We start from the raw sequence: 23,590 nt of genomic DNA, 5'->3' as shown, positions 1-23,590 counted from the left end.
GTCATCCCTGTGACCGGCACGAACCGGGTAGGGAAGGGACAGTCATGGAGATCCTCATCGTCGGCGGCAACGGATACGTCGGAAGTCGCCTCGGCGCGCGATTGCGAGAACTCGGGCACACCGTGCGGATCGGCGCTCGGCAGAACGGTGTCGATGTGGTCACCGGAGAAGGCCTCGGCGAGGCGATGTCGGGCGCGGATGTCGTCGTGGACGTGCTCAACACGGCCGAGATGGATGCGGCGGCCGCTACGGCGTTCTTCAGGGGAACCACTGAGCGGATGCTCGCGGCGGAGCAGTCCACGGGCGTCGGCCACCACGTGCTGCTGTCGATCGTCGGGGTCGATCGCGCGCGAGCGAACGGCTACTACGTCGGCAAGGTGGCCCAGGAGGACGCCCTCCGCGACGCCGACGTGCCCTACTCGATCGTGCGCGCCACCCAGTTCTTCGACTTCGTGCCCACCATCGCCGACTGGCTCACCGTCGACGGCTCGGTACACGCACCCGGAATGCTGCTGCAGCCCGTGGCCGTCGAGGACGTCGTCGACCTCCTCGCCGAGGTCGCCACGAGCGATCCTCTCGAGGACGTCGTCGCCATCGCCGGCGCGGAGCGCTACCGACTCGACGACCTTCTGCGCGCCACCCTCGTCGCCCGCTCCGACACGCGCGAGGTCGTCACCGTGGAAGGAACCGCGCTCGGTGCCGACGCGGCCGACTCGCTCGTGCCCCTCGGCGACCACCGCACGGGATCCCGCCCGTATCCGGTCGCCGTGCCGGCGGTGGCCGAGTGACGTCGACGGCGCCGGCGCCCACCGACCGCCCGACCCGCGACCGCCCTAGCCGCGACCGCGTCGGCCGCCTCCAGCTCGCAGCACTGATCGGCACGATCGTGATCGCCGCCGTCGTCGGGGTGTGGGCGTACGTCCTGCCTCGCGAGTTCTACGACCACTTCCCCTCCTTCCTCGGCGAGTGGATTTCGCAGGACGGCCCGTACAACGAGCACCTCATCCGGGATCACGGAGCGCAGTACCTCGCGCTCGGGGCAGCGAGCGTGACTGCCCTCATCTGGCGGTCGCAGGTGGTCTACCGGGTGCTCGGCATCGCCTGGGCCACCTTCGGCGTGCTCCATTTCGCCTACCACGTCACCCACCTTGATCACATGGCGCCGGCCGATGGCATTGCCCAGGTCATCGTGCTCGCCGTCGCCGCGCTCCTCGGAATCGGGATCGCCGTCCCACCCCGTCGCAGCACCCGGAAGCCCGCGAGAGGAACACGGTCATGAGAATCGCCGTCGCGGGAGGAACCGGAACCGTAGGGCGCTACGTCGTCGACGCGGCCCGGCTGCAGGGTCATGAGGTGACGATCCTGTCCCGGGCGACCGGGACCGACCTCGCCGCCGGAACCGGGCTCATCGAAGCGCTGCGAGGCACGGAGGCGGTGATCGACGTCACCTCCATCTCGACCCAGTCGGGCACAGTGTCCGAGAAATTCTTCGGAGCCGTCACCCATCATCTTCTCGAGGCGGAACGGGTGGCCGGTGTGGGCCATCACCTCTCGCTGTCGATCGTGGGCAGCGACCGGGCACCCTTCGGTTACTACGCCGGCAAGGCGGTGCAGGAACAACTGGTGTCGACCGGCAGCATCCCGTGGACGATCCTCCGCGCCGCCCAGTTCCACGAGTTCGCCGCGCAGATTTACAAGCAGATCACGCTCGGCCCGGTCTCACTCGTGCCGACGATGATCTCGCAACCCGTCGCCGCCCGCGAAGTCGGCCGGCACCTTGTCGAACTCGCCGAACACGGGCCGTCCGGTCGCCCCGCCGACCTCGCCGGGCCGGAAGTGCTGCGCATGGCCGACATGGTGCGCTCCTACGCCCGAGCGGTCGGCGGCAGGGGGCCGATCTGGGAGGTTCCCCTCCCCGGAGGCTTCGGTCGAGCCCTCCGCGACGGCACCGTGACCGCCGGCCCCGGAGCCATGCTCGGCACACAGACGTTCAGCGACTGGATCGCTGAGATCAGCACACGAGAGGACCCCGCATGACCTCCTCCGCCCTCCCCACCACACCGCTCGGCGACGGCCTGACCGTGTCGGCCATCGGGCTCGGTGCCATGGGCATGAGCGCGTACTACGGCTCGAGCGACGAGCGCGAGTCGATCGCCACTCTGCGCCACGCCGTCGACACCGGGGTCACCTTCATCGACACCGCTGAGGCCTACGGGCCGTTCGAGAACGAGAAGCTCATCGCCCGCGCGCTCGGCGACCGCCGCGACGAGGTCGTGCTCGCCACGAAGGCCTCGGCGGAGACCGACGACGACGGCACGATCCATGGCCGCAACGGCACCCCGGCCTACATCCGGAAAGCCGCCGAGCGATCACTCCGCCACCTCGGCACCGACGTGATCGACCTCTACTACCTCCACCGCGTCGACCCGCAGGTACCGATCGAGGAGAGCGTCGGCGCTATGTCAGAGCTCGTCTCCGAGGGAAAGGTGCGGCACATCGGACTGTCGGAGGCCTCGGCGGCGACCATAAGGCGGGCGCACGCCGTGCATCCGCTCGCCGCCGTGCAGTCGGAGTTCTCGCTGTTCACGCGCGACGTGCTGCACAACGACGAGAAGGCCACCGTCGACGAGCTCGGCATCGGTTTCGTAGCGTTCTCGCCGCTCGGACGGGGCTTCCTCACCGGCGGCATACGCTCGGTCGCCGACCTCGACCCCGACGACGCGCGGCTCGGTCTCCCACGGTTCCAGCCCGAGGCGATCGTTGCGAACCTCGCCCTGGTCGATCGCGTCCACACGATCGCCGCGGAGAAGGGCGTGACCGCCGCGCAGATCGCTCTCGCCTGGTTGATCGCCCAAGGCGTAGTGCCCATCCCCGGCACCCGCCGGCGAGGCCGTCTCGACGAGAACACAGCGGCTGCGCGCATCCGCCTCGACGCGGACGACCTCGCCCGGCTCACCGCGGCCCTGCCCGACGACGAGATCGTCGGTACCCGCGACTACGTGCATCACGAAGTGGGCGTCGACCGCTGACCCAGACGATGCGCCTCGACAACGACTGCCAGGCGCCCGGCGCCCTCATTTCTGTTCCGGGACTCTCACTCTCTGTGTGAGCCGGATTCGATCGGGAGGATCGGCAAGAACTATCCGTGACCGCGACGCAGAATCAGTCCACTCCCCCGTTGGCGGCGCACCACCGCACGACTGATAGTGAACGTTATGTCGATAGCGACAGTTGGCTCCAACCGCCGGTCTTTGCTGTCGTGAGGTTGCGCCCCCGCTGCTCTGAGCGAGGTCACCGGTCGGTTCTGTCATCGGGGTCGACCTGAGTTGCGAACGGTGGTCGAATGGAGCATGTCGTTTGCGGTTGTCTCCGTCCATTCGCCGAAACCCGAGCATCGCTCGGCGGTCATCGACTCGATGTCCCGGTACAGCCGCGTCGCACGCGAACAGCCGGGACTGGAGTGGACCGGGATCGTCGATGACGACAGCGGTCGGCTCGTCGGCATCGCCGTCTGGGACTCCCCTGATTCCGCAGCGGCAGCCCGGTCGGCGCTGATGGCCGAGGTCGGCGACGATCCCTTCGTCGAATGGGACGAGCGCCCCATCGATACCCTCCGGGGCCCCGTACTGTGACCAACCGCCCGGGATGCGTCCGTGCCGGTATGAGCGTCTGGTCGGCTGGCACCGAGGGCGTGTGATGGATTCAGATGGCGTCGGCGAGATCAGCCGGCACCGCACTCGGTACTCCTGCGACAGACGATTGCCGCTGATCAGGAAACCGTCTGGCGGGCCCTGACAGAACCCGCGGCACTCGGGGCGTGGCTCGGCCGCTACAAGGGTCCGCCGCTCCAGCCGGGAGCACGATTCCGGCTCTGGCACGACGGCACCGTCCCCTCCCGCCACGAGATCGCACAGTGGCGACCCACCCGACTGCTGACCATGTGGGACTTCCCGGACGAGCCACCGAGCCTCGTCCGCATCGGCCTCGAACCCGCCGGAACGACGACGACCGTGATGCTGAAGCACGAAGGCATCGACGACCCGGTGTCCTACACAGCAGGTTGGCACGTGCATCTGGACTTCCTCGCCCACTACGCAGAAGGCAATCCACGATCACTCGAGCACTTCTGGAACGACTACGAGACGCTGTTGCGGCGCAACGACACATCGGCATGACTGCTTGAGCTGAGCGCATCGCAGATGTGCGCGTGGGGTCAAAGGCGGGCGACTCTTACGACGTCACTGAGTGCCCAGCGTTTCGCCATGACGTCCTGTCCGACTCCGTAGAAGCGGAACATCAGCTCGAAGACGGTGGAGTCCCCGGTCTCGATGGTGTTGGCTTCCTCTCCCGCTGCCGCGTGGGGTGCGAAGTGGATGTCGACGGTGCCCTCGTCGTTCGTGATCAGGCCCGGGGTCTGCGACGAGACGGAGTACTTGTCGTTGCCACGGATGAAGGCGTGCGTCCCTGCGTCGTACATCGTGACCGACCAGAACTGCGAGACCGGCACGTTCGCGGGCACTGTGAAGTCCGACATCCCTTAACATAGGAAGCACAAATCGGGACCACAAAATCGATCTACGTCCGACGTACGCTAGTGGAAATCGGACACTCGGAAATGCCGTTCCATCAGGCTTTTTCTGTCGGGATGACAGGATTTGAACCTGCGACCCCCTGACCCCCAGTCAGGTGCGCTACCAAGCTGCGCCACATCCCGTCGCCCGCGAGCGGGCAACTCGATTATCTTACCCGTTCCGCGGGTGCCCCGCGAACCGGCGGCGACCCGGGCGTGTGTGCGGTGACGCGAGCGGTTCGGTCGCGGCGAAGTGCAGCACCGCGGCTTCGGTCGTGCATCTTGGCACGACCGACGACCGCAACGCCCGAGGATGACCGGGACCGCAACCCTCCCGGCATCCCTTGTCCGTGTCCGACCCCCTCGCTACGGTCGCGGCATGAGCATCGAGATCCTCCCCGCGACCGGTGACCGCTTCGACGACGCCGAGCGCGCGCTCGACAGCGGAGACGGGCCCGAATGCCAGTGCCAGTGGTGGCTGCTGCCGAACGGGCCGTGGAAAGAGGCGTCCGTCGCCGACCGCACCGAGATGTTCCGCGCTGAGATCTCCGGCGACCGTCCGCCGGGACTCATTGCCTACGTCGACGGCGAGCCCGCGGGATGGGTGCGCGTCGGTCCGCGCACCTCCCAAGCCCGACTTGCGCGCACGCGCGCCGTCACCGGTTCCACGACGGAACCGCTCGACGACGACAGCGTCTGGGCAGTCACGTGCTTCGTCGTCCGCACACAGCATCGCGGTAGCGGTCTCATGCGCGACCTCCTGGATGCCGCGGTCGAGGCCGCCCGCGACGGCGGTGCCCGCGTCGTGGAGGGGTATCCGCGCGACCCCGCCGCCGCGAAAATCCCGGTGAACGACCTCTACCTCGGCACGGTGTCGGTGTTCGAAGGCGCGGGTTTCGCCGTGGTCGATCGCCCGAAGCCCGACCGCGCCCTCGTCTCCCTCACCCTTCGCGACTGACCGCTCGACCTACGATGGAGGTTCGCCCAAAGGAGCCTCGATGACGGATGCCACGCCCACCGTGCGCGTCGACGCGTGGCTGTGGGCCATCCGCGTGTACAAGACCCGGTCGGCCGCGACGACGGCGTGCCGTGCGGGGCACGTGCGGGTCAACGGCGAGCGGGCGAAGGCGGCTCAGCCGGTGCGCCCGGGCGACGAGCTGCGCGTGCGGATCCAGGGGTTCGACCGCATCCTCGTCGTGAAAAAGACCATCGCGAAACGGGTCGGTGCCGCCCTCGTCGCGGAAGCCGCCGACGACCGAACTCCCCCGCCGCCGCCGCGCGAGCGCGTGGCGTTCGTGCCGGTGCGCGACCGCGGCGCCGGGCGGCCCACCAAGCGCGACCGCCGCGAGATCGAGAAGCTGCGCGGCCGCGACCTCGACTGAGGCCGCGCAAGCTCAGCGATCCGCGCAACCTCAGCCCGAACCGCCCGGATCAACTGAGCGAATGCAGATTGCTGAGCCACCCGCCGCGCGCCGCACCACCGCCGCGGGCCCCGCCACCGCCGCGCGCCTCAGCCCAGCTGCTCCCGCAGCCAGCGCGCTCCGCGCACCGACGCCCCAAGCTCCTCGACGCGTGCCGCGAGCCCTCGATCGCTGGTCACGACGATCACCGGCGACCACGGCCCCAGGAGCTTCCCCGCGACCTCGACGATCTCATCGTCACCCGAACCCGCGGCACGGACGACCTCGACCTGCTCGACGTCGCCGTCCGCGGCACGCGCATCGCCCTCGAGCACCGCCGAAACGAACGGGAACCAGCGCGTGGCCGAGAGGCCGAGGTGCTCGGCATCCATCCCCTCGACGGAGAGCGTCGACAGCTGGGCGAGCAGGCGTGCGGCGGCTCCGGCGCGATCCTTCCACCACCCGTCGGGTATCGAGCCCACGACGTTCGCCACGTCGACGACCACCGCCGGGCGCACCGGCAGAGCAGCGCGCAGCGCGGGCCACGCCGCAGCGAATCCCGGATGCAACGGGCGGGATGCCACCTCCTCGATCGGCACCCACTCCAGTGCCACGCTCTCGGGGTCGCTGATCACAGGCTCGAACGGTGTCGTCACATCGGCGACGAGCGTCGAGTACGTCCAGATGCCGAGGTCGAGCACGCTCTCGAAGCGGGGCTGCACGGCATCCACCGGCACGCCCGCCTCTTCCGCCGACTCGCGCAGGGCACCGTCGCGAGCGGATTCGCCCTCGTGGCGCGCACCACCCGGCAGCGCCCAGGTATCGCCGAAATGACTCCACGAAACTCGGTGCTGCAGGAGGACGCCGCGCTCCGCGTCGATGGCGAGCAGGCCCGCCGCGCCGAATCGGCCCCAGTACTTCTCACCCGTGGCTGCCACCACCCAGGCATCGCCGGGGTCGCGGGGCCCGTGCGGACGCCGCGGTTCGCCCGGGGCCGGAGGTTCGATCGTCATCCTCCCCAGCCTGGCACAGCCCGCGCACTCCCTGGCGCGCGGTTGTCACATCACGCTGCACGCCCCCGAGAACGGCGATGCGCCTCGACCCACGAAAGATCGAGGCGCATCGCGACGGCGCTCAGTCGAAGCGCGCGCCCTGGGGGTTGGAGTCCAGGAGCATGAAGACGAGCAGGATGATCCCACCGACGAACGGCACGAGGGCAATGAAGATCCAGAAGCCGCTGCGGTTGGTGTCGTGCAGGCGGCGGACGACGAGCGCCAGGTACGGCACGATGGTCGCCAGCGACCACAGGCCATAGATGACGTAGAACACGAGGCCGAGACCGGACGGGCCGACGGGCTCTCCGAACTCGTTCACGGTCGGGCCGCTCGTCGCCAGCACGAGCACCGAGAACACGGCACCCACGATCGCCATGACGAGCACCCACCACCAGTACTCGCTGCGGCTGGCTCGGCCCGTGAAGGTCGCGTACTTCTTGAAGAACCGCTGCACGGCGGCACCGATCGGAGCCCCGTAATACGGCTGACTCAGCGCCGGCGCGGTCTGCGAACTGGACACGATGATCTCCCCATTCTCGCGGGCACCCTTTGCCCGCAGCACCGGACTCTATCGGCCCCGAACGCGCCACCGCGGGAGATGACGCGCACGACACCCCGTACCGACCCACGACGGCATCCCGCCACCGCCACCATCCCCGCACGCACGAACGCCCCGGCCGAAACCGGGGCGTTCGCACAGCGCTCAGCGCTGGCGCTTCTCGCGGATGCGCATGTTCAGCACGATCGGGGTGCCCTCGAAGCCATAGATCTCGCGGAGGCGCCGCTGGATGAACCGGCGGTAACCCGGGTCGAGGAACCCGGTCGTGAACAGCACGAAGGTCGGCGGCCGCGTCGAAGCCTGCGTCCCGAACAGGATGCGGGGCTGCTTACCGCCGCGCAGCGGGTGCGGGTGCTCGGCGACGAGCTCGGCGAGGAAGGCGTTGAACTTGCCGGTCGGGATGCGCTGATCCCACGACTCCAGCGCCGTCTCGAGCGCCGGGACGAGCTTGTCGAGGTGACGGCCGGTGCGCGCCGAGATGTTCACGCGCGGAGCCCACGTCACGTGCGCGAGGTCCTGCTCGATCTCGCGCTCGAGGTAGCGACGGCGGTCGGCGTTCTCCATGTCGTCGTCGTTGAGGCGGTCCCACTTGTTGAACGCCAGCACGAGCGCGCGGCCCGACTCGAGCACGAGGTCGATGATGTTGAGGTCCTGCACGCTGATCGACTGCGACACGTCGAGGACGACGACGGCGACCTCGGACTTCTCCAGCGCCGTCGAGGTGCGCAGCGATGCGTAGAAGTCGGCGCCCTGCTGCAGGTGCACACGACGACGGATGCCGGCGGTGTCCACGAGCGTCCAGAGCTTGCCACCGAGCTCGACGACCTCGTCCACGGGGTCGCGGGTCGTGCCCGCGAGCTCGTTCACGACGACGCGCTCTTCGCCGGCGGCCTTGTTCAGCAGCGACGACTTGCCGACGTTGGGGCGGCCGAGGATCGCGACGCGGCGCGGGCCGCCGATCTCGTACTTCGCCACCGCCGAGATCTGCGGCAGCACCTTCATGAGCTCGTCGAGCAGGTCGGCCACGCCACGGCCGTGGATGGCCGAGACGGGGTGCGGCTCACCGAGTCCGAGGTTCCACAGGGCCGCGGCCTCGGGCTCCTGGCGGGCGTCGTCGACCTTGTTGGCCACGAGGAACACGGGCTTCTTGGTCTTGCGCAGCAGCCGCACGACGTGCTCGTCGGTCGCGGTCGCGCCCACCGTGGCATCCACGACGAACAGGACCACGTCGGCGAGGTCGATCGCGACCTCGGCCTGCGCCGCGACCGAGCGGTCGATGCCGCGCGCGTCGGGCTCCCATCCACCGGTGTCGACCAGCGAGAACCGGCGGTCGAGCCACTCGGCCTTATAGGTCACGCGGTCGCGGGTGACGCCGGGGGTGTCCTCGACGACGGCCTCACGGCGCCCGAGGATGCGGTTCACCAGCGCCGACTTGCCCACGTTCGGGCGGCCGACGATCGCGACCACCGGCAGCGCCGGCAGGAACTCGATGCCGTCCTCGCCCGACGCGAGGCCCGCGAGGAGCTGCGCATCTTCTTCGTCGAGGTCGAAGTCCTCGAGACCGGCGCGCAACGCTTGCGCGCGCTGTTCGGCCAGGACCTCATCGAGTTCGGCCATCTTCTCGGCGAGCTGGTCGGGCCCGCCTTCGTACTCGTCTTCAACGCCCATCGCGGGCTCCCATCGTGGAGTCGACGACGTTCAGCACGGCGTCGACGGTCTGTTCGAAATCGAGGTGGGTCGAGTCGACCACCTGCACGCCGGGAGCGGCGGTGAGGAAGTCGACGACGGTGGAGTCGGCCGCGTCGCGCTTGTACAGCGCTGCGGCGACGGCGGCGGCGTCCTGTGAGGTGACCTCGGCGCTGCGCCGGGCCGCGCGCACCTCGGGGGCGGCGGTCAGCAGGATGCGCACCGGCGCGTCGGGATACACGACCGTGGTGATGTCGCGGCCCTCGACCACGACACCGCGCAGACCCGAGGATGCCACGAGCCGGCGGAACAGGTCGTTCACCGCCTGCCGCACGGCGGGGACGCGGGCCACGCCGCTCACGGCATCCGTCACCCGGGGTTCGCGGATCGCGGTGGTGACATCGGTCGAGCCGACGCGGACCCAGCGGTCGGCCGGGTCGAGCGAGATCGCGTAGTCGAAGTCGCCGAAGACCTCCAGCACCGCGGTGGCGTCGGAGGTGTCGCTGCCGTGCTCGAGCGCGTGCCACGCGAGAGCGCGGTACGCGGCGCCGGTGTCGAGGAAACCGAAGCCGAGGCGCGTGGCGACGGCCTGCGAAACGCTCGACTTGCCGCTTCCCGCGGGTCCGTCGATCGCCACGACGGTCGCGGGCGCGCCCAGCGAGGGCTTGGTGAGGGACTCAGTCATGGGTGGTGCTCGCAATCCGCCATCCGCGCTGCTGGAGCCCGTCGACGGCTCGGTGGACGGCGTCGGGAACGACGCTGATCTCGGCCAGGCCGAAGGGAGCCCCCGGCGAGTGCTCGAGACGCAGGTCTTCGACGTTGACGTCGAGGTCGCCCAGCTCGCCGAAGAGGCGCCCGAGCTGCCCGGCGGTGTCGTCGACCATGACGACGAAGGAGTCGAACCGGCGGTTCTGGCCGTGCTTGCCCGGCAGGCGCTCCACGCCGTCGTTGCCGCGGCGGATGGTGTCGGCCACGGCCCGACGGGCACCGGGAGTGTCGAAGTTGCGGAGCGCGTCCGCGACGTCGGCGAGGTCTGCGGCGAGGTCGTCGAGCACGTCGACCACCGGCGCCGCGTTCGCGCCCAGGATCTGCACCCACAGTTCGGGAGCGGATGCCGCGATGCGGGTGGTGTCCCGGACTCCCTGCCCCGCGAGTCGGAGCGAGCCGTCGGGAGCGGTGACGAACCGGCCGGCCAGCAGGCTCGCGACCAGCTGGGGAACGTGCGACATGAGCGCGACGGACTCGTCGTGCTCTTCGGGGGTCATCTCGATGAGCGTCGCACCGAGGTCGAGAGCGAGGCCCTCCACGAGTGACAGGTCACGGGCGGACGTCTCGCCGTCGCGGCAGACGACCCAGGGACGCCCGACGAAGATGTCGGCGCGCGCGGAGATGGCTCCCCCGCGCTCGCGCCCGGCCATCGGGTGCGAGCCGATGTAGTGGGTGAGGTCTACGCCGCGGGAGCGGAGGGTGCGCAGCGGATCCAGCTTCACGCTCGCGACGTCGGTGACGACGGCATCCGGGTGAGCGGCGAGCTCGCGCTGCACCACGTCGGCGACGACGTCCGGCGGCACGGCGACGACGATGAGCGACGGACGATCGTCGTCCCGCTCGGCGCGGCCCGCGCCGTAATCGATCGCGAGGCGCAGCTGCGACGGAGAGGTGTCGGCGAGCACGACGTCGACACCGCGGGCGGTCAGCGCGTGGCCGATGCTTGCCCCGAGCAGTCCCGATCCGACCACCCGTACGGTGCCGCTCGTCCGGGTCGCCAAGGGCGCGTCCGCGCGCGCGGGCGTTCCGTTCGCTTCGATCATCGGGTCTCCTGCTGCCCTGGCGGTGGCATTCGCACCGCGCGGCGCCCGACGGTCACTCGGCCGGAGCGGCCGGAGTGTCGCCGTCTCGACGAGACAGCGTGAGCAGTGCGCCGCGTTCTACTGTAGTCAACTCGCGGGCCTTCCCCACCGGGAGAGTTCCCAGGTGGAGCGGCCCGAACTGCCGACGCACCAGCTCCACCACCGGATGGCCGACCTCGGCCATCATCCGCCGCACGATCCGATTGCGCCCGGAATGCAGCGTCAGCTCCACCAGGCTCGCCCCCTGCGAGGCATCCAGGAGGCGCGCCTTGTCGGCCGCGATGTGTCCGTCCTCGAGCTCGACGCCCTTGGTCAGGCGCGCGATGGTCTGCGGCGTCACGAGCCCCTCGACCTTCGCGATGTACACCTTGGTGACGCCGAACGAGGGGTGGGCGAGCACGTGGGCGAGGTCGCCGTCGTTGGTGAGCACGAGGAGCCCGCTCGTGTCGGCATCCAGGCGTCCGACGTTGAACAGCCGCTCCTCCCACTCCCCGGTGAAGCGTCGCAGGTCGGGCCGCCCGCGGTCGTCGCTCATCGAGCTGACCACCCCGGTGGGCTTGTTGAGGATGACGTACCGCTTCGAGGCGTCCAGCTGCACGGCGACACCGTCGACGTCGACCAGGTCGCTCTCCGGGTCGATGCGCGATCCGAGCTCGGTCACCACGGCGCCGTTCACGCGCACGCGCCCCTCGACGATCATCTGCTCCGACACCCGACGCGAGGCGACCCCCGCGTTGGCGAGCACCTTCTGCAGGCGTACGCCCTCTTCGCTCATCTGAGCACCTCTCCGTCGAATCCGTCGGCGCCGTCGTCGAGCAACGGCGAGATGTGGGGCAGCTCGTCGAGCGAGTTGATGCCCAGGTTGACCAGCAACTGGTCGGTCGTTCCGTAGTGGATCGCCCCCGTGTCGGGGTCGGTGAAGACCTCGGTGATGAGGCCGCGGGCCAGCAGCGTCCGCACCACCGAATCGACGTTCACGGCACGGATGGATGCCACCTGCCCCCGCGTCACGGGCTGCTTGTACGCGATGACGGCCAGGGTTTCCAGCGCCGCCTGCGACAGGCGCGAGGGCGCCTGGGTGTTGACGAACTCCCCCACCACGTCGTCGTACTCCTCGCGGACGTAGAGCCGCCACCCGCCCCCGACCTCGCGCAGCTCGAAGCCGCGTCGCGGACCTCCGGTCTCACCGTCGTAATCGGCGACGAGTCCCTCGATCGCCTGCCGTACCGCGGGAACGGGTGCCGCGACGGCCGCGGCGAGCGAGACGAGGCTCTGCGGCTCGTCCAGGATCAGCAGGATCGCCTCTAGCCGACGGGCGACGGATGCCGTGTCGTGCGGGCGGGCGGGCGCCGGGGCGGGGGTCTCAGCCACGGTGTCATCGGTCATAGTCGGCTCCCAGGGCGGCGAGGTTCTCTTCCGACCACCTCTCGGCGGTCCAGCGCAGGGTCAGCTCCCCCAACGGCTCGAGCTGCTCGAACGACAGCGCGGCGTGGCGGTACAGCTCGAGGATCGCGAGGAAGCGCGCCACGACGACCCCCGTCTGCGTCACACCGGCGACGAGGTCGCGGAAGTTCAGCGTCCCCGATCCGCGCAGCAGCGTCACGACGATCGCGGCCTGCTCGCGGATGCTCACGAGCGGTGCGTGCAGATGGTCGAGGCCGACGGTGGGTGGCTGCTTCGGGGCGAGGGCGACGACGGCGAGCGCTGCGAAGTCCTCGGCGTTGAGCGTCCAGACGAGCTCCGGGACGGCGCTCCGGTACTTCTCGTCGAGGCGCACGTTCCGAGTGTGGCGGCGGTCCTCCCGCTGCAGGCAGCGTGCGAACCACGCCGACACCTCTTTGAAGGCCCGGTACTGCAGCAAACGCGCGAACAGCAGATCGCGAGCCTCGAGCAACGCCACCGACTCGGCATCCACGAGCTCGCCCTGCGGCAGGAGCCCGACGATCTTCATGTCGAGCAGCGTCGCGGCCACCACGAGGAACTCGGATGCCTCGTCCAGGTCGCCCGCCGGGCCCAGGGCCCGCAGATAGGCGATGAACTCGTCGGTCACGCGGCTGAGCGCGACCTCGGTGATGTCGAGCTCGTGCGCGGAGATGAGGTTCAGGAGCAAGTCGAACGGTCCGTCGAACACCGGAAGCGACACACGGAAGCCCGGCGAGACCGCGTCGACGGCGGAGTCGTCGTCCGGCGTCGTGGCAGCGGCGCTGTCGTCAGGCGACGGCGCCACGGGCGACCAGCTCCCGCGCCAGCCGCATGTAGGCCTGTGCGGCGGCGTGCTCGGGCGCGAACTCCGTGATCGGCATGCCCGAGACGGAGGCATCCGGGAACTTCACGGTGCGCCCGATGACCGTCTCGAGGACGTCGTCGCCGAACGCCTCGACCACGCGCTCGAGCACCTCGCGCGAGTGGAGCGTGCGCGGGTCGTACATCGTGGCGAGCACGCCGTCCAATTCGATGGCGGGGTTGAGGCGGTCGCGCACCTTGTCGATCGTCTCGATGAGGAGCGCGACGCCGCGCAGCGCGAAGAACTCGCACTCGAGCGGGATCAGGACGCCGTGCGCCGCGGTGAGCGCGTTGACCGTGAGCAAGCCGAGCGAGGGCTGGCAGTCCACGAGCACGACGTCGTAGTCGGCGGCGACCTTGCGCAGCACACGGGCGAGGATCGTTTCGCGCGCGACCTCGTTGACGAGGTGGACCTCGGCGGCCGACAGGTCGATGTTCGCCGGGATCAGGTCGAGACCCTCGACGCGGGTCTGCACGATCGCATCCCGCGGGTCGCGCTTGGTGTCCAGCAGCAGGTCGTAGATCGTCAGCATGTCGTGCGTCTGGATGCCGAGCCCGGCCGACAGCGCACCCTGCGGGTCGAAGTCGATCGCGAGGACACGGCGTCCGTACCCGGCGAGCGAGGCCGCGAGGTTGATCGTGGTCGTCGTCTTGCCGACGCCACCCTTCTGGTTGCAGAGGGCGATGATGCGCGCGGGGCCGTGGCTGGCGAGCGCGGGCGGGGTGGGGAATCCCTGGTACGGGCGGCCCGTGGGACCGAGGATGACCTCGTCCTCGTTCTTCGCCGTCCCCTTCGTGCTCGCCGACACCGAGTCTCCCGCCTTCGTCATAACCCTGCCGAGTCTACTCGCCGCCCCGCCGCTCGCCCGGCGACCCGCGGGCCCCGTGACCCGGGTTGTGCGCGAGCGCACCGCGCAATGGCCCGCCCCGAGCCCCCCGCAGCGCGCTGTGGCTCAGCGCGCCCGCGGGTGCGCCGTGGCGTACACGTCGCGCAGCGCATCGACCGAGACGTGCGTGTAGATCTGCGTCGTGGCCACCGAGGCGTGCCCGAGGAGTTCCTGCACCACACGGACGTCGGCGCCGCCCTGCAGCAGGTGCGTCGCGAAGGAGTGTCGGAGGGTGTGCGGTGAGACGTGCGCGGTGAGACCCGCCCGCTCGGCGGCAGCCTGGATGATGAGCCACGCGCTCTGACGCGACAGCGGCGCACCGCGCACCCCCAGGAACAGCCGGGGCGTCGCCCGCCCCTTCGTCGCCCATCCCGGTCGCACGCGCGTCAGGTACGCCTCGACCGCCGCGCGGGCGTACGACCCGACCGGAACGATGCGCTCCTTCGCCCCCTTGCCCCGCACCCGCAGCACATCGCCGTGCGCGGTGTCATCGACATCGAGCTGCACGATCTCGGACACGCGCGCACCGGTGGCGTACAGCAGCTCCAGCAGAGCCCGGTCGCGCACGGCGGACGGTTCGGCGGCGGTCGCGTCGACCGATCCCGGCGCGGGGCCCGCGGCATCCAGGAGTTGTTCGACCTGGCCGATGGACAGCGCTTTCGGCAGCCGTCGCGGAGCCTTGGGCGGGCGCAGCCGCCCGCTCGGATCGTCGTCGGACCGCCCCTCACGCACAAGGAACCGGTGCAATCCGCGCACCGAGGACTGCAGCCGCGCGAGGGACGAGGCCGCGGGCGGCGGCTCGGCGGCGGCCCGTTCGGCGGCGAACTCGGCGACGAGCGCCGAGGTCACGGCATCCGTGTCGAAGATGTCCCGCTCCCCCAGCCACGCCGTGTAGACGGTGAGGTCGCGGCGGTACGCGGCGACGGTGTGGTCGGAAAGCCCTCGCTCGAGCGCGACGTGCCGCAGGTACGTCTCGACGGCGCGCTCGAGCTTCACGTCAGGCCGACGCGGCCTCGCGGCGCAGCACCTCGGCGGCGGCGAGCACACCGGTGGCCAGGATGCCGTTACGCAGACGCCCCGCGAGCACACCGTCGATCACGTCGGCGAGCGGCACCCGCTCGACCCGCATGTCGGACTCCTCGTGCTCGCGCTCATAGCCGGTGACGACGGTGGAGAGTCCGCGGGCGAGGAAGAGGTGAACGACCTCGTCGTTCCCGCCCGGGGTCGTGTGGATCGAGACGAGATGCTGCCACCGCTCGGCGGTGAGATCGACCTCTTCGGTCAGCTCCCGCTTGGCCGCCTCCAGCGGCGGCTCGCCCGCCACGTCGAGGAGACCGGCCGGGATCTCCCAGTCGCGCGCCTTGATCGGCTGCCGGTACTGCTGGATGAGCACGACGCGGTTGTCGTCGTCGAGTGCGACGACAGCAGCCGCGCCCGGGTGCTCGACGTACTGGCGGGTCATCTCGTCGTCGCCGTACCGGACGGTGTCGGACCGGACGTCCCACACCGCTCCGCGGTACACGAGGTCGCTGGCGACGACCTCCAGGTCGACGGGCTCGTCGCGCAGCGACTCCATGTCAGTCCTCCTCGACGTCGAACAGCTCGCTCGAACGGTGACGCTCCAGCGCCGCGCCCACGAGCCCGCGGAACAGCGGGTGCGGCTGCGTGGGACGCGAGCGCAGCTCGGGGTGGGCCTGCGTGGCGATGTAGTACGGGTGCACGTCGCGCGGCAGCTCGACGTACTCCACGAGGTCGAGGTCGGGGTTGAGCCCCGAGAACACCAGACCCGCGTCGCTCAGCTGCTGACGGTAGGAGTTGTTGACCTCGTACCGGTGACGGTGTCGCTCCGACACGCGCTCCGCGCCGTACACCTCGGCCGCGAGCGATCCCTCGGCCAGGTCGGCCGGGTACAGGCCCAGACGCATCGTGCCGCCGAGGTCACCGCTCTGCAGGATGTCGATCTGCTCGGCCATCGTCGCCACGACGGGGTGGACGGTGTCGGGGTCGAACTCGCTCGACGACGCCCCCTCGAGACCCGCGACGGTGCGCGCGTACTCGATGACCATGCACTGCAGGCCGAGGCAGATGCCCAGGGTCGGGATGCCCTGCTCGCGCGCGAAGCGCAGCGCACCCAGCTTGCCCTCGATCCCGCGGATACCGAAGCCACCCGGAACGATGATGCCGTCGACCGTCGACAGCGCCTTGGCCGCGCCCTCGGGCGTCTCGCACAGGTCGGACGGGATCCACGTGATCTTGACCTGCGTCTCCTGCGCGAAGCCGCCCGCCTTGATGGCCTCGGTCACGGACAGGTAGGCATCCGGGAGGTCGATGTACTTGCCGACCAGGCCGATGGTGACCTCGTGCTTGGGGTTGTGCACCGCCTGCAGCACGCGCTGCCACCGCGACCAGTCGACGTCGGCGGCCTTGTCGATGCCGAGCGCGTCGACGATGTAGGAGTCGAGGCCCTGGTCGTGCAGCATCGTCGGAATGTCGTAGATGCTCGGCACGTCCACCGCGTTCACGACCGCATCCTCGTCGACGTCGCACATCAGCGCGATCTTGCGCTTGTTCGACTCGGTCACCGGCCGATCGCTGCGGAGCACGAGAGCGTCGGGCTGGATGCCGATGGACCGCAGCGCCGCGACCGAGTGCTGCGTGGGCTTGGTCTTCTGCTCCCCCGAGGCGCCCATGAACGGCACGAGCGACACGTGCACGAAGAAGACGTTCTTGCGGCCGAGTTCGTGTCGGATCTGACGCGCGGACTCGATGAAGGGCTGCGACTCGATGTCGCCGACGGTGCCACCGATCTCGGTGATGATGACGTCGGGCTGCGGCGTCTCGGTCGCCTGCAGACGCATACGACGCTTGATCTCGTCGGTGATGTGCGGGATGACCTGCACCGTGTCGCCGAGGTACTCGCCACGGCGCTCGCGCGCGATCACCTGCGAGTAGATCTGACCGGTGGTGACGTTGGCCGCCTGGCTCAGCTCGATGTCGAGGAAGCGCTCGTAGTGACCGATGTCGAGGTCGGTCTCGGCCCCGTCGTCGGTGACGAACACTTCGCCGTGCTGGAAGGGGTTCATCGTCCCCGGGTCGACGTTGAGGTAGGGATCGAGCTTCTGCATGACGACGTGGAGACCCCGCGCCGTGAGGAGGTTGCCGAGGCTTGCCGCCGTCAGGCCCTTCCCGAGTGACGAAACCACTCCTCCGGTCACGAAGATGTGCTTCGTCGTGAAGGTCGATGCCGTGGTGTTGTCGTCTGAATGTCCCGCGTCCGAAGTCTGCATCACGGGCTTCGATCCTATCAGTCGTCTCCGAGGATGGCCGCGCGGAGCGCGCCGCGCGTTGAGGGAAGTCTGGCATCGGCCACCGACACCCGTGTCACCTCGGCGTGACGATCCCGTGTCGTGAGACGGGGGTCAGCGCACCGCTCGGCCGGTTTCCAACAGCTCGCGCGCGTGGGTGAGCGCAGCCTCGGAATCGCTGAGCCCCGAGAGCAGACGCGCCATCTCGGCCTCGCGTTCGGCGCCCTCCAGGCGGCGGACACTGGATGCCGTCACCGCACCGTCGTTGCCCTTGACCACGGTCAGGTGGTTGCCCGCGAAGGCCGCCACCTGGGCGAGGTGGGTCACCGCGATGACCTGCGACGACTCGGCGAGCCGGGCGAGTCGTCGCCCCACCTCGATCGCCGCGGCCCCGCCGATACCGGCGTCCACCTCGTCGAAGACGAACGTCGGCACGGGGTCGACACCGGCGATGACGACCTCGATCGCGAGCATGACGCGGCTGAGCTCACCGCCGGACGCGCCGCGTGAGACGGGACGCGGATCGGCGCCCGGGTGCGGGGCGAGCAGGATCGCGACGTCGTCACGTCCGTGCGCGCCGGGCGTGGACGAGGGCGTGACCTCGACGGTCAGCTTCGCGTCGGGCAGGGCGAGGGCGTGTAGTTCCTCGGTGACCGCAGCGCCGAGGCGAGCGGCGGCTTCGAGCCTCGCGGCGGTGAGGGCTTCGGCTGCGGCGTCGAGCTCGGCGGCCGCGGCGTCGCGCTGCGCGCCGAGTCGTTCGATGCGGTCGCCGTCGTCGTCGAGCTCGAGCAGACGGGCCGAGCCGGTTTCGAGGAGCGCGATCGCGGCATCCACGGATCCGTGCGCACGGACGAGAGTCGCCAGGACGCCTCGCCGCTCGTCGACCGCCGCGAGTTCGTGCGGCCCCGACTCGTCGAGGTCGGCCAGGTAGCCCGAGAGCGCCACGGCGACGTCGGTCGCACGGTAGCCGAGGTCGGCGACCTGCTCGCCGATGACCGCGAGCGCCGCGTCGCTGCCCGACACACGTTCGAGCGCCCGACGCGCCTCGGCGAGGAGCGTCACGACGTCGGGGGTGTCGTCGTCGCTGGAGAGCACCGCGTGCGCGCTCACGGCGGCGATGCGGAGCTCTTCCGCGTTCGCGAGGCGCTCCGCGCGACGCTCGAGTTCTTCTTCCTCGCCGGCGATCGGCTCCGCCGCCTCGATCTCCGCGATCGCGACACGCAGTTCCTCCGCCTCGCGAGCGCGGGCGTCGCGGTCGGCGGTGAGCGTCGACAGCTCCGCATCCAGGGTCCGCCACGAGTCCCACGCCGTCCGGTACGCGGCTCGCGCGGCCGCGACCGGGTCGCCGCCGAAGCGGTCGAGCGCGTCGCGCTGGGCGGATGCCGAGCGCAGCCGCAACTGATCGGACTGACCGTGCACGACGACGAGGTCGTCCGCGAGATCCGCCAAGACGCCCGCGGGCGCGGTCCGACCGCCCACGGTCGCACGGCCACGACCCTCGCTCGACACCGTGCGGCCGAGGTACAGCTCGGCCGCCCCGCCGCCGAGCGGCTCGACGTCTCCCCCGGCTTCGCGAACGCGTGCGGCGACCGGCCCGTTCTCGGGAACCACCCACACGCCCTCGACCGCCGCTTGGGCGGCGCCGGAGCGCACCGCACCCGAATCGGCGCGCTGGCCGAGGAGGAGCCCGAGACCCGTGACGACCATGGTCTTGCCCGCGCCCGTCTCGCCGGTGATGGCGGTGAACCCGCGTCCGATCGGCAGCGTCGCGTCAGCGATGACACCGAGGTCGCGCAACCGCATCTCCTCGATCACGGCATGCCCCCGAGGGCGCCACGCCAACCGGTGACCGGCAGGCGGAACTTCCGCACCAGACGCTCGGTGAACGCCGCCGGGTGCAGACGTGCCAGACGCACCGGCCGTGACGACCGCCGGACCACCACGCGGGCCCCCGGCGGGAGTTCGTGCGAGCGGCGACCGTCGCACCACAGGATGCCGCTGCCGCTGGTGCGCTCGAGGACTTCGACCGCGACGGTCGCATCCGGACTCACCACCAGCGGACGAGCGAACAGCGCGTGCGCAGACAGCGGCACGACGGCGATCGCCTCGACGGTCGGCCAGATGACCGGGCCACCGGCGGAGAAGTTGTAGGCCGTCGACCCGGTGGGGGTGGCCATCACGATGCCGTCGCATCCGAAGGACGACAGCGGACGCCCGTCGACCTCCATGACGACCTCGAGCATGCGCTCACGACTCGCCTTCTCGACGGTGGCTTCGTTCAGCGCCCACGTCTCGAAGATCACGCGGTCGTCGGCGTCGAGCACTTTCACCGCGAGGGCGAGGCGCTCTTCGACGCGGTAGTCGCGGGCGATCACCCGGCGCACGGCATCGTCCATGTCGTCACGCTCGATCTCGGCGAGGAATCCGACGTGACCCATGTTGATCCCGAGGATCGGTGCCGTGCCGCCGCGCACGGTCTCGGCCGCGCGCAGGATCGTGCCGTCGCCGCCCAGGACGATCGCCAACTCCAGGTCGTCGACGCCGACGTCGACACCGAGGGTTTCGACACCCGCGAGGGACAATCGCTCGGCGAGCTCGGGCCGATCCTCCGCCGACACGACGGGGATCGCCCCCGCGGCGCGCACGGCGGAAAGCACGCGCTGCGCCGCCTCGACGGTATCGTCGCGGCGGGCGTGGACGACGAGCAGGATTCTGCGTTGGCTGGGGGTCATCGGCTTCCGGTCAGTCGGGTCACGGTGCTCTCCCATTCTGAGGGGTCGGTGCCCCGGGTGTCCGAGAACCACGCCACGTACTCCTGGTTGCCGTGCGTGCCCACGATGGGCGAGGCGATGATGCCCGCGGTCCGCAGGCCCGCGTCCCACGCCGCCCACAGCACGCCGTGGACCGCGTCCGACCGCAGTGCCGGGTCGGTGACGAGACCGCCCTTCACCGCCGTACGGCCGACCTCGAACTGCGGCTTGATCAGCAGCACCACATCAGCGGCAGGAGCGGCCGTGGCGACGACGGCGGGGAGGACGTGATGAAGGGAGATGAACGACAGATCGCCCGTGATCATGCTCGGGCGCTCCTCGACACCGGTCGCGGCGGCGAGCGTGGCGGCGGTCATGAACCGCACGTTATACCCCTCGACCGACACCACTCCCGGGTCGGCCGCCACGGCTGGGGACAACTGCCCGTGCCCGACGTCGACGGCCATCACGGGACTCGCGCCCCGCTCGCGCAGCACCTGGGTGAACCCGCCGGTCGACGCGCCGAGGTCGAGCGCGACCCGACCCGCCGGATCGACGGCGAACGCGTCGAGCGCCGCGAGGAGCTTGTGCGCGCCACGGCTCACGTAGTGGTCGACGACGGCGACCTCGATGCGCGAATCGTCCTCGACGCGCATCGACGGCTTGACCACACCCCGTCCGTCCACGGCGACCAAGCCGTCTGCGATCAGCTGCGCGGCATGCGTGCGCGATCGTGCGAGTCCCCGTGCCGCGAGCTCGGCATCCAGTCGGCCGCTCATCCGTCCGCCGGCGCCGCAGACCCCGATTCGAGGCGTCGCGCCAGCTCGTCGTGCAGCGCCGCGTAGGCGCCCGCGCGCGCGTCGAGCGGCTGCTCCTCGATGATGCGAAGGCGGCCGATCAGCTCGGCGTCGCCATCGGTCTCGCGGTCGTCCGACATGGATGCCATCGTATCCGCGTCAGCGCACGCGGAACGGATCCGCGTACAGCTGTTCCGGCACGCGGAACCCGAAGATGGCGCGACCCGAGTTCCAGATCGCGGCGGCCCCGGCGCGAAGGAGATCGATCTGGCGATCCCCCGCCGAGACGATGCGCAGATCCACACCGTCGATCTCGACGACCGCACCACCCACCCGCGTGCGGTCACCCTTCACGATGGTGGCGGGGTAGGGCTCGAAGAGCTGCCGCAGGTCCGCGACGATGTAGTCGGGACGCTGGTTGGGTGCCGCCGCGAGCAGCTGCTTCGGCCGGTCGATTCCGGTCAGAACATGAACGGATGCCATCTCCGCCCCGCGCGCTCCCTGCACGTCGGTGTCGAGTCGGTCGCCGATGAACAGCGGCGACTGCGCACCGGTGCGGGCGACCGCCACGTCGAAGATCGGACGCTCCGGCTTGCCGGCGACGGTCGCGAGGCGGCCGACAGCCGTGTGCACAGCGGACACGAGCGTCCCGTTTCCCGGCGCGATCCCCCTCGCCTGCGGAATGGTCCAGTCCGTGTTGGTGGCGATCCACGGGATGCCACCCTCTTCCACCGGCGTCGCGAGAGCGTATGCCGCCTCGGCCAGCTGCTTCCACCCAACCTCCGGCGCGAAACCCTGGACGACCGCGGCGGGTGAGTCCTCGGCGCTGCGGGTGACGACGAACCCGGCCTTCTCGACCTCGACGACGAGCCCCTCACCCCCGACGACGAGGAGCGTGGAGCCCGCCGGCACCAGGTCCGCGAGAAGACGCATCGCGGCTTGCGGACTCGTCACGACGTCCTCGGGCGCCACGTGCAACCCCAACGAGGTCAGGTGCTCGGCGACAGACGCATCCGTTCGCGACGCGTTGTTCGTGATGTAGCCGAGGCGGCGTCCTTCGTCCGCGGCACGATTCAGGCTCTCGACCGCGTGCGGCAACGCGCCAGGTCCGGCATAGACGACGCCGTCGAGATCCGCGAGCACGACATCCACACCGTCGAGCGGCGTCGACTCCGTCTTGCGCCCGAAGATCATCGCGATTCGTCCTCGCTCGCGTCTTCGGCGGCGTCCTGCACCGGAATGACACCGGATGCCACGTCCACACCGCCCTCGTCATCCACGAGGTCGATCTCCTCGACGACGATAACCTCGCGGTCGGCGACTCCGGCAGCAGCGTCGAGCGCGTCGGCCGCGATCTCGGCGCGGTGGAACCACTCCGCCGCCTCGTCCTCGCGTCCGAGTTCCTCCAGGACAGCGGCGCGCGCGGCGAAGAGAGCGGGGCTCCATTCGAACGCGCGATCCGGGTCGGCTTCCGGAATCTCGAGTTCTTGCAGCGCGCGTTCGGTCTCGCCGAGATCCAGCCGGGCTCCGGACATGGCGATAGCAAGTTGCGCGCGCACCGCGGCCGTCAGCGTCGAGCGGTCGACGGCGCGGCCTTCCTCGAGGGCACGGTCCGGACGTCCCACACCGCGCTCGCTGTCGACGATGAGCGGAAGCTGCTCGTCGGAGCCCGAGATGCGGCGGTGGGTGCGCAGCTCACGCAGCGCGAGAGCGAAGTCACCGATGGCGTACGCCGTGATCGCGACGGTCTCACGGACAATTGCGACGCGGCCCGCGCTCCGGGATGCCGCGAGGGCGTGCTCGTGCGCGAGGGCCGGGTCGTCGTCGATGAGGCGCGACGCCATCACCAGGTGCCGGGCGACGTTCTCGGCGTTGTCCTTGCTCAGAGTCTTCAGCTCGTTCCGCGCCGCCCCCGGGAGGTCACGGGCGGTGACGTCCTCGGGGATTTGCGGCCCGCGCTCGCGCTGATCCTGGGGCGGACGTGTGGCGCGACCGTCCGCGCGGTCGAAGCGACGAGGCGCTCCGGCACCCGGGCGACGGTCGCCGGACGGCCGGCGGTCGCCGCCATCGCCTCGCGGACGGAAGGGACGCGACTCGCCACCCTCACTCCGCGAACGGGGCGGACGCGAGTCCGACCCTTCGCCGCGAGGACGGTACGGACGCGAATCCGAACCCTCCGTGCGAGGACGGTACGGACGCGAATCCGAACCCTCCGTGCGAGGACGGTACGGACGCGAATCCGAACCCTCCGTGCGAGGACGGTACGGACGCGAATCCGAACCCTCCGTGCGAGGACGGTACGGACGCGAATCCGAACCCTCCGTGCGAGGACGGTACGGACGCGCGTCGCCGTCGCGACGCGGACGAGCGTCGCCGTCCCGACGGGGACGACCGGCCGACTCGCCGTCGCGGCGGTACGGACGGGAATCCCCATCGCGACGCGGACGG

The 23,590-nt window shown here is 70.3% G+C and carries 27 protein-coding genes and 1 tRNA gene; 8 read left to right on the top strand and 20 right to left on the bottom strand.

The features are described 5' to 3' along the window. Positions 1-44: 44 nt before the first annotated feature. The 6 genes from ABC271_RS06800 to ABC271_RS06775 all read left to right on the top strand — a co-directional run bounded on the left by ABC271_RS06800 (position 45) and on the right by ABC271_RS06775 (position 4,175). Positions 45-788 carry an SDR family oxidoreductase gene (locus tag ABC271_RS06800; RefSeq protein WP_412924134.1) on the top strand — a complete coding sequence of 248 codons (744 nt, stop codon included), beginning with the start codon at positions 45-47 and terminating at the stop codon, positions 786-788. Continuing rightward, on the top strand, positions 785-1,279 hold the full coding sequence (locus tag ABC271_RS06795; RefSeq protein WP_412924133.1) for a hypothetical protein: 495 nt from the start codon (positions 785-787) through the stop codon (positions 1,277-1,279). Before ABC271_RS06800 ends, ABC271_RS06795 begins: the two co-directional genes overlap by 4 nt. After that, positions 1,276-2,037 (top strand): SDR family oxidoreductase, encoded by a 762-nt coding sequence (locus ABC271_RS06790; protein WP_412924132.1) that lies wholly within the window; start codon positions 1,276-1,278, stop codon positions 2,035-2,037. Before ABC271_RS06795 ends, ABC271_RS06790 begins: the two co-directional genes overlap by 4 nt. Then, positions 2,034-3,029, top strand: a complete 996-nt coding sequence (locus ABC271_RS06785) for an aldo/keto reductase (protein WP_412924131.1) — start codon at positions 2,034-2,036, stop codon at positions 3,027-3,029. Before ABC271_RS06790 ends, ABC271_RS06785 begins: the two co-directional genes overlap by 4 nt. A 321-nt stretch (positions 3,030-3,350) precedes the next feature. After that, a complete protein-coding gene (locus ABC271_RS06780) occupies positions 3,351-3,632 on the top strand; it encodes a hypothetical protein (RefSeq protein WP_412924130.1) in 282 nt (93 codons plus the stop codon). 45 nt (positions 3,633-3,677) lie between these two features. Further along, complete coding sequence (locus tag ABC271_RS06775) at positions 3,678-4,175, top strand: SRPBCC domain-containing protein (RefSeq protein WP_412926114.1); 498 nt, start codon at positions 3,678-3,680, stop codon at positions 4,173-4,175. Between the two features lie 38 nt (positions 4,176-4,213). Here the strand turns inward: ABC271_RS06775 and ABC271_RS06770 are convergent, their stop codons facing one another. Both ABC271_RS06770 and ABC271_RS06765 read right to left on the bottom strand, forming a co-directional pair. Next, positions 4,214-4,534: a DUF1214 domain-containing protein gene (locus ABC271_RS06770; RefSeq protein WP_412924129.1), complete on the bottom strand. Its 321-nt coding sequence runs from the start codon at positions 4,532-4,534 to the stop codon at positions 4,214-4,216. Between the two features lie 106 nt (positions 4,535-4,640). Further along, positions 4,641-4,714: transfer RNA gene (locus ABC271_RS06765), tRNA-Pro, on the bottom strand. A 235-nt stretch (positions 4,715-4,949) separates the two neighbouring features. Here ABC271_RS06765 and ABC271_RS06760 point away from each other — a divergent pair. Together ABC271_RS06760 and ABC271_RS06755 are read left to right on the top strand one after the other, a co-directional pair. Further along, positions 4,950-5,528, top strand: coding sequence for a GNAT family N-acetyltransferase (locus ABC271_RS06760; protein WP_412924128.1), 579 nt, complete (start codon positions 4,950-4,952; stop codon positions 5,526-5,528). Positions 5,529-5,568: 40 nt separating this feature from the next. Further along, positions 5,569-5,952 (top strand): RNA-binding S4 domain-containing protein, encoded by a 384-nt coding sequence (locus tag ABC271_RS06755; protein ID WP_412924127.1) that lies wholly within the window; start codon positions 5,569-5,571, stop codon positions 5,950-5,952. 128 nt (positions 5,953-6,080) lie between these two features. Here ABC271_RS06755 and ABC271_RS06750 read toward each other — a convergent pair whose 3' ends face one another. From ABC271_RS06750 to ABC271_RS06665, 18 genes are all read right to left on the bottom strand, one after another. Next, complete coding sequence (locus ABC271_RS06750; RefSeq protein ID WP_412924126.1) at positions 6,081-6,983, bottom strand: NUDIX domain-containing protein; 903 nt, start codon at positions 6,981-6,983, stop codon at positions 6,081-6,083. A gap of 121 nt (positions 6,984-7,104) precedes the next feature. Further along, entirely contained in the window at positions 7,105-7,545 is a 441-nt protein-coding gene (locus tag ABC271_RS06745) for a DUF805 domain-containing protein (protein ID WP_412924125.1), read from the bottom strand. Positions 7,546-7,728: 183 nt separating this feature from the next. After that, positions 7,729-9,252 (bottom strand): ribosome biogenesis GTPase Der, encoded by a 1,524-nt coding sequence (der, locus tag ABC271_RS06740; RefSeq protein WP_138177425.1) that lies wholly within the window; start codon positions 9,250-9,252, stop codon positions 7,729-7,731. After that, entirely contained in the window at positions 9,242-9,955 is a 714-nt protein-coding gene (cmk, locus tag ABC271_RS06735) for a (d)CMP kinase (RefSeq protein ID WP_412924124.1), read from the bottom strand. Before cmk ends, der begins: the two co-directional genes overlap by 11 nt. Then, entirely contained in the window at positions 9,948-11,081 is a 1,134-nt protein-coding gene (locus tag ABC271_RS06730) for a prephenate dehydrogenase (protein ID WP_412924123.1), read from the bottom strand. The genes cmk and ABC271_RS06730 overlap by 8 nt, the downstream gene beginning before the upstream one ends. Positions 11,082-11,133: 52 nt before the next feature. Next, entirely contained in the window at positions 11,134-11,895 is a 762-nt protein-coding gene (locus tag ABC271_RS06725) for a pseudouridine synthase (protein WP_412924122.1), read from the bottom strand. Continuing rightward, the gene (gene scpB / locus ABC271_RS06720) at positions 11,892-12,506 is read right to left on the bottom strand and encodes an SMC-Scp complex subunit ScpB (protein WP_412924121.1); all 615 of its coding nucleotides are present in this window, start codon (positions 12,504-12,506) and stop codon (positions 11,892-11,894) included. Before scpB ends, ABC271_RS06725 begins: the two co-directional genes overlap by 4 nt. Then, a complete protein-coding gene (locus tag ABC271_RS06715) occupies positions 12,496-13,347 on the bottom strand; it encodes a segregation and condensation protein A (protein ID WP_412924120.1) in 852 nt (283 codons plus the stop codon). The genes scpB and ABC271_RS06715 overlap by 11 nt, the downstream gene beginning before the upstream one ends. Beyond that, entirely contained in the window at positions 13,331-14,233 is a 903-nt protein-coding gene (locus ABC271_RS06710; protein WP_412924119.1) for a ParA family protein, read from the bottom strand. The genes ABC271_RS06715 and ABC271_RS06710 overlap by 17 nt, the downstream gene beginning before the upstream one ends. A 123-nt stretch (positions 14,234-14,356) precedes the next feature. Next, positions 14,357-15,286, bottom strand: coding sequence for a site-specific tyrosine recombinase XerD (xerD, locus tag ABC271_RS06705; RefSeq protein ID WP_412924118.1), 930 nt, complete (start codon positions 15,284-15,286; stop codon positions 14,357-14,359). 1 nt (position 15,287) lies between these two features. Next, positions 15,288-15,866, bottom strand: a complete 579-nt coding sequence (locus tag ABC271_RS06700; protein ID WP_412924117.1) for an NUDIX domain-containing protein — start codon at positions 15,864-15,866, stop codon at positions 15,288-15,290. 1 nt (position 15,867) lies between these two features. Next, the gene (gene pyrG / locus ABC271_RS06695; RefSeq protein WP_412924116.1) at positions 15,868-17,577 is read right to left on the bottom strand and encodes a CTP synthase; all 1,710 of its coding nucleotides are present in this window, start codon (positions 17,575-17,577) and stop codon (positions 15,868-15,870) included. 132 nt (positions 17,578-17,709) lie between these two features. Beyond that, on the bottom strand, positions 17,710-19,410 hold the full coding sequence (gene recN / locus ABC271_RS06690; protein WP_412924115.1) for a DNA repair protein RecN: 1,701 nt from the start codon (positions 19,408-19,410) through the stop codon (positions 17,710-17,712). Continuing rightward, the gene (locus ABC271_RS06685) at positions 19,407-20,327 is read right to left on the bottom strand and encodes an NAD kinase (RefSeq protein WP_412924114.1); all 921 of its coding nucleotides are present in this window, start codon (positions 20,325-20,327) and stop codon (positions 19,407-19,409) included. Before ABC271_RS06685 ends, recN begins: the two co-directional genes overlap by 4 nt. After that, positions 20,324-21,124: a TlyA family RNA methyltransferase gene (locus ABC271_RS06680; RefSeq protein ID WP_412924113.1), complete on the bottom strand. Its 801-nt coding sequence runs from the start codon at positions 21,122-21,124 to the stop codon at positions 20,324-20,326. The genes ABC271_RS06685 and ABC271_RS06680 overlap by 4 nt, the downstream gene beginning before the upstream one ends. Continuing rightward, positions 21,121-21,282 (bottom strand): hypothetical protein, encoded by a 162-nt coding sequence (locus tag ABC271_RS06675; protein ID WP_412924112.1) that lies wholly within the window; start codon positions 21,280-21,282, stop codon positions 21,121-21,123. Before ABC271_RS06675 ends, ABC271_RS06680 begins: the two co-directional genes overlap by 4 nt. Before the next feature lie 19 nt (positions 21,283-21,301). Further along, positions 21,302-22,336, bottom strand: a complete 1,035-nt coding sequence (locus tag ABC271_RS06670; RefSeq protein WP_412924111.1) for an HAD-IIA family hydrolase — start codon at positions 22,334-22,336, stop codon at positions 21,302-21,304. Continuing rightward, positions 22,333-22,986 carry a tetratricopeptide repeat protein gene (locus ABC271_RS06665; protein WP_412924110.1) on the bottom strand — a complete coding sequence of 218 codons (654 nt, stop codon included), beginning with the start codon at positions 22,984-22,986 and terminating at the stop codon, positions 22,333-22,335. Before ABC271_RS06665 ends, ABC271_RS06670 begins: the two co-directional genes overlap by 4 nt. Positions 22,987-23,590: the final 604 nt, after the last annotated feature.

The organism is Microbacterium canaveralium (assembly GCF_047238045.1).
Classification (GTDB): domain Bacteria; phylum Actinomycetota; class Actinomycetes; order Actinomycetales; family Microbacteriaceae; genus Microbacterium.
The sequence above is the reverse complement of the archived record's forward strand: the minus strand, read 5'-3'. Positions and strand labels throughout refer to the sequence as shown.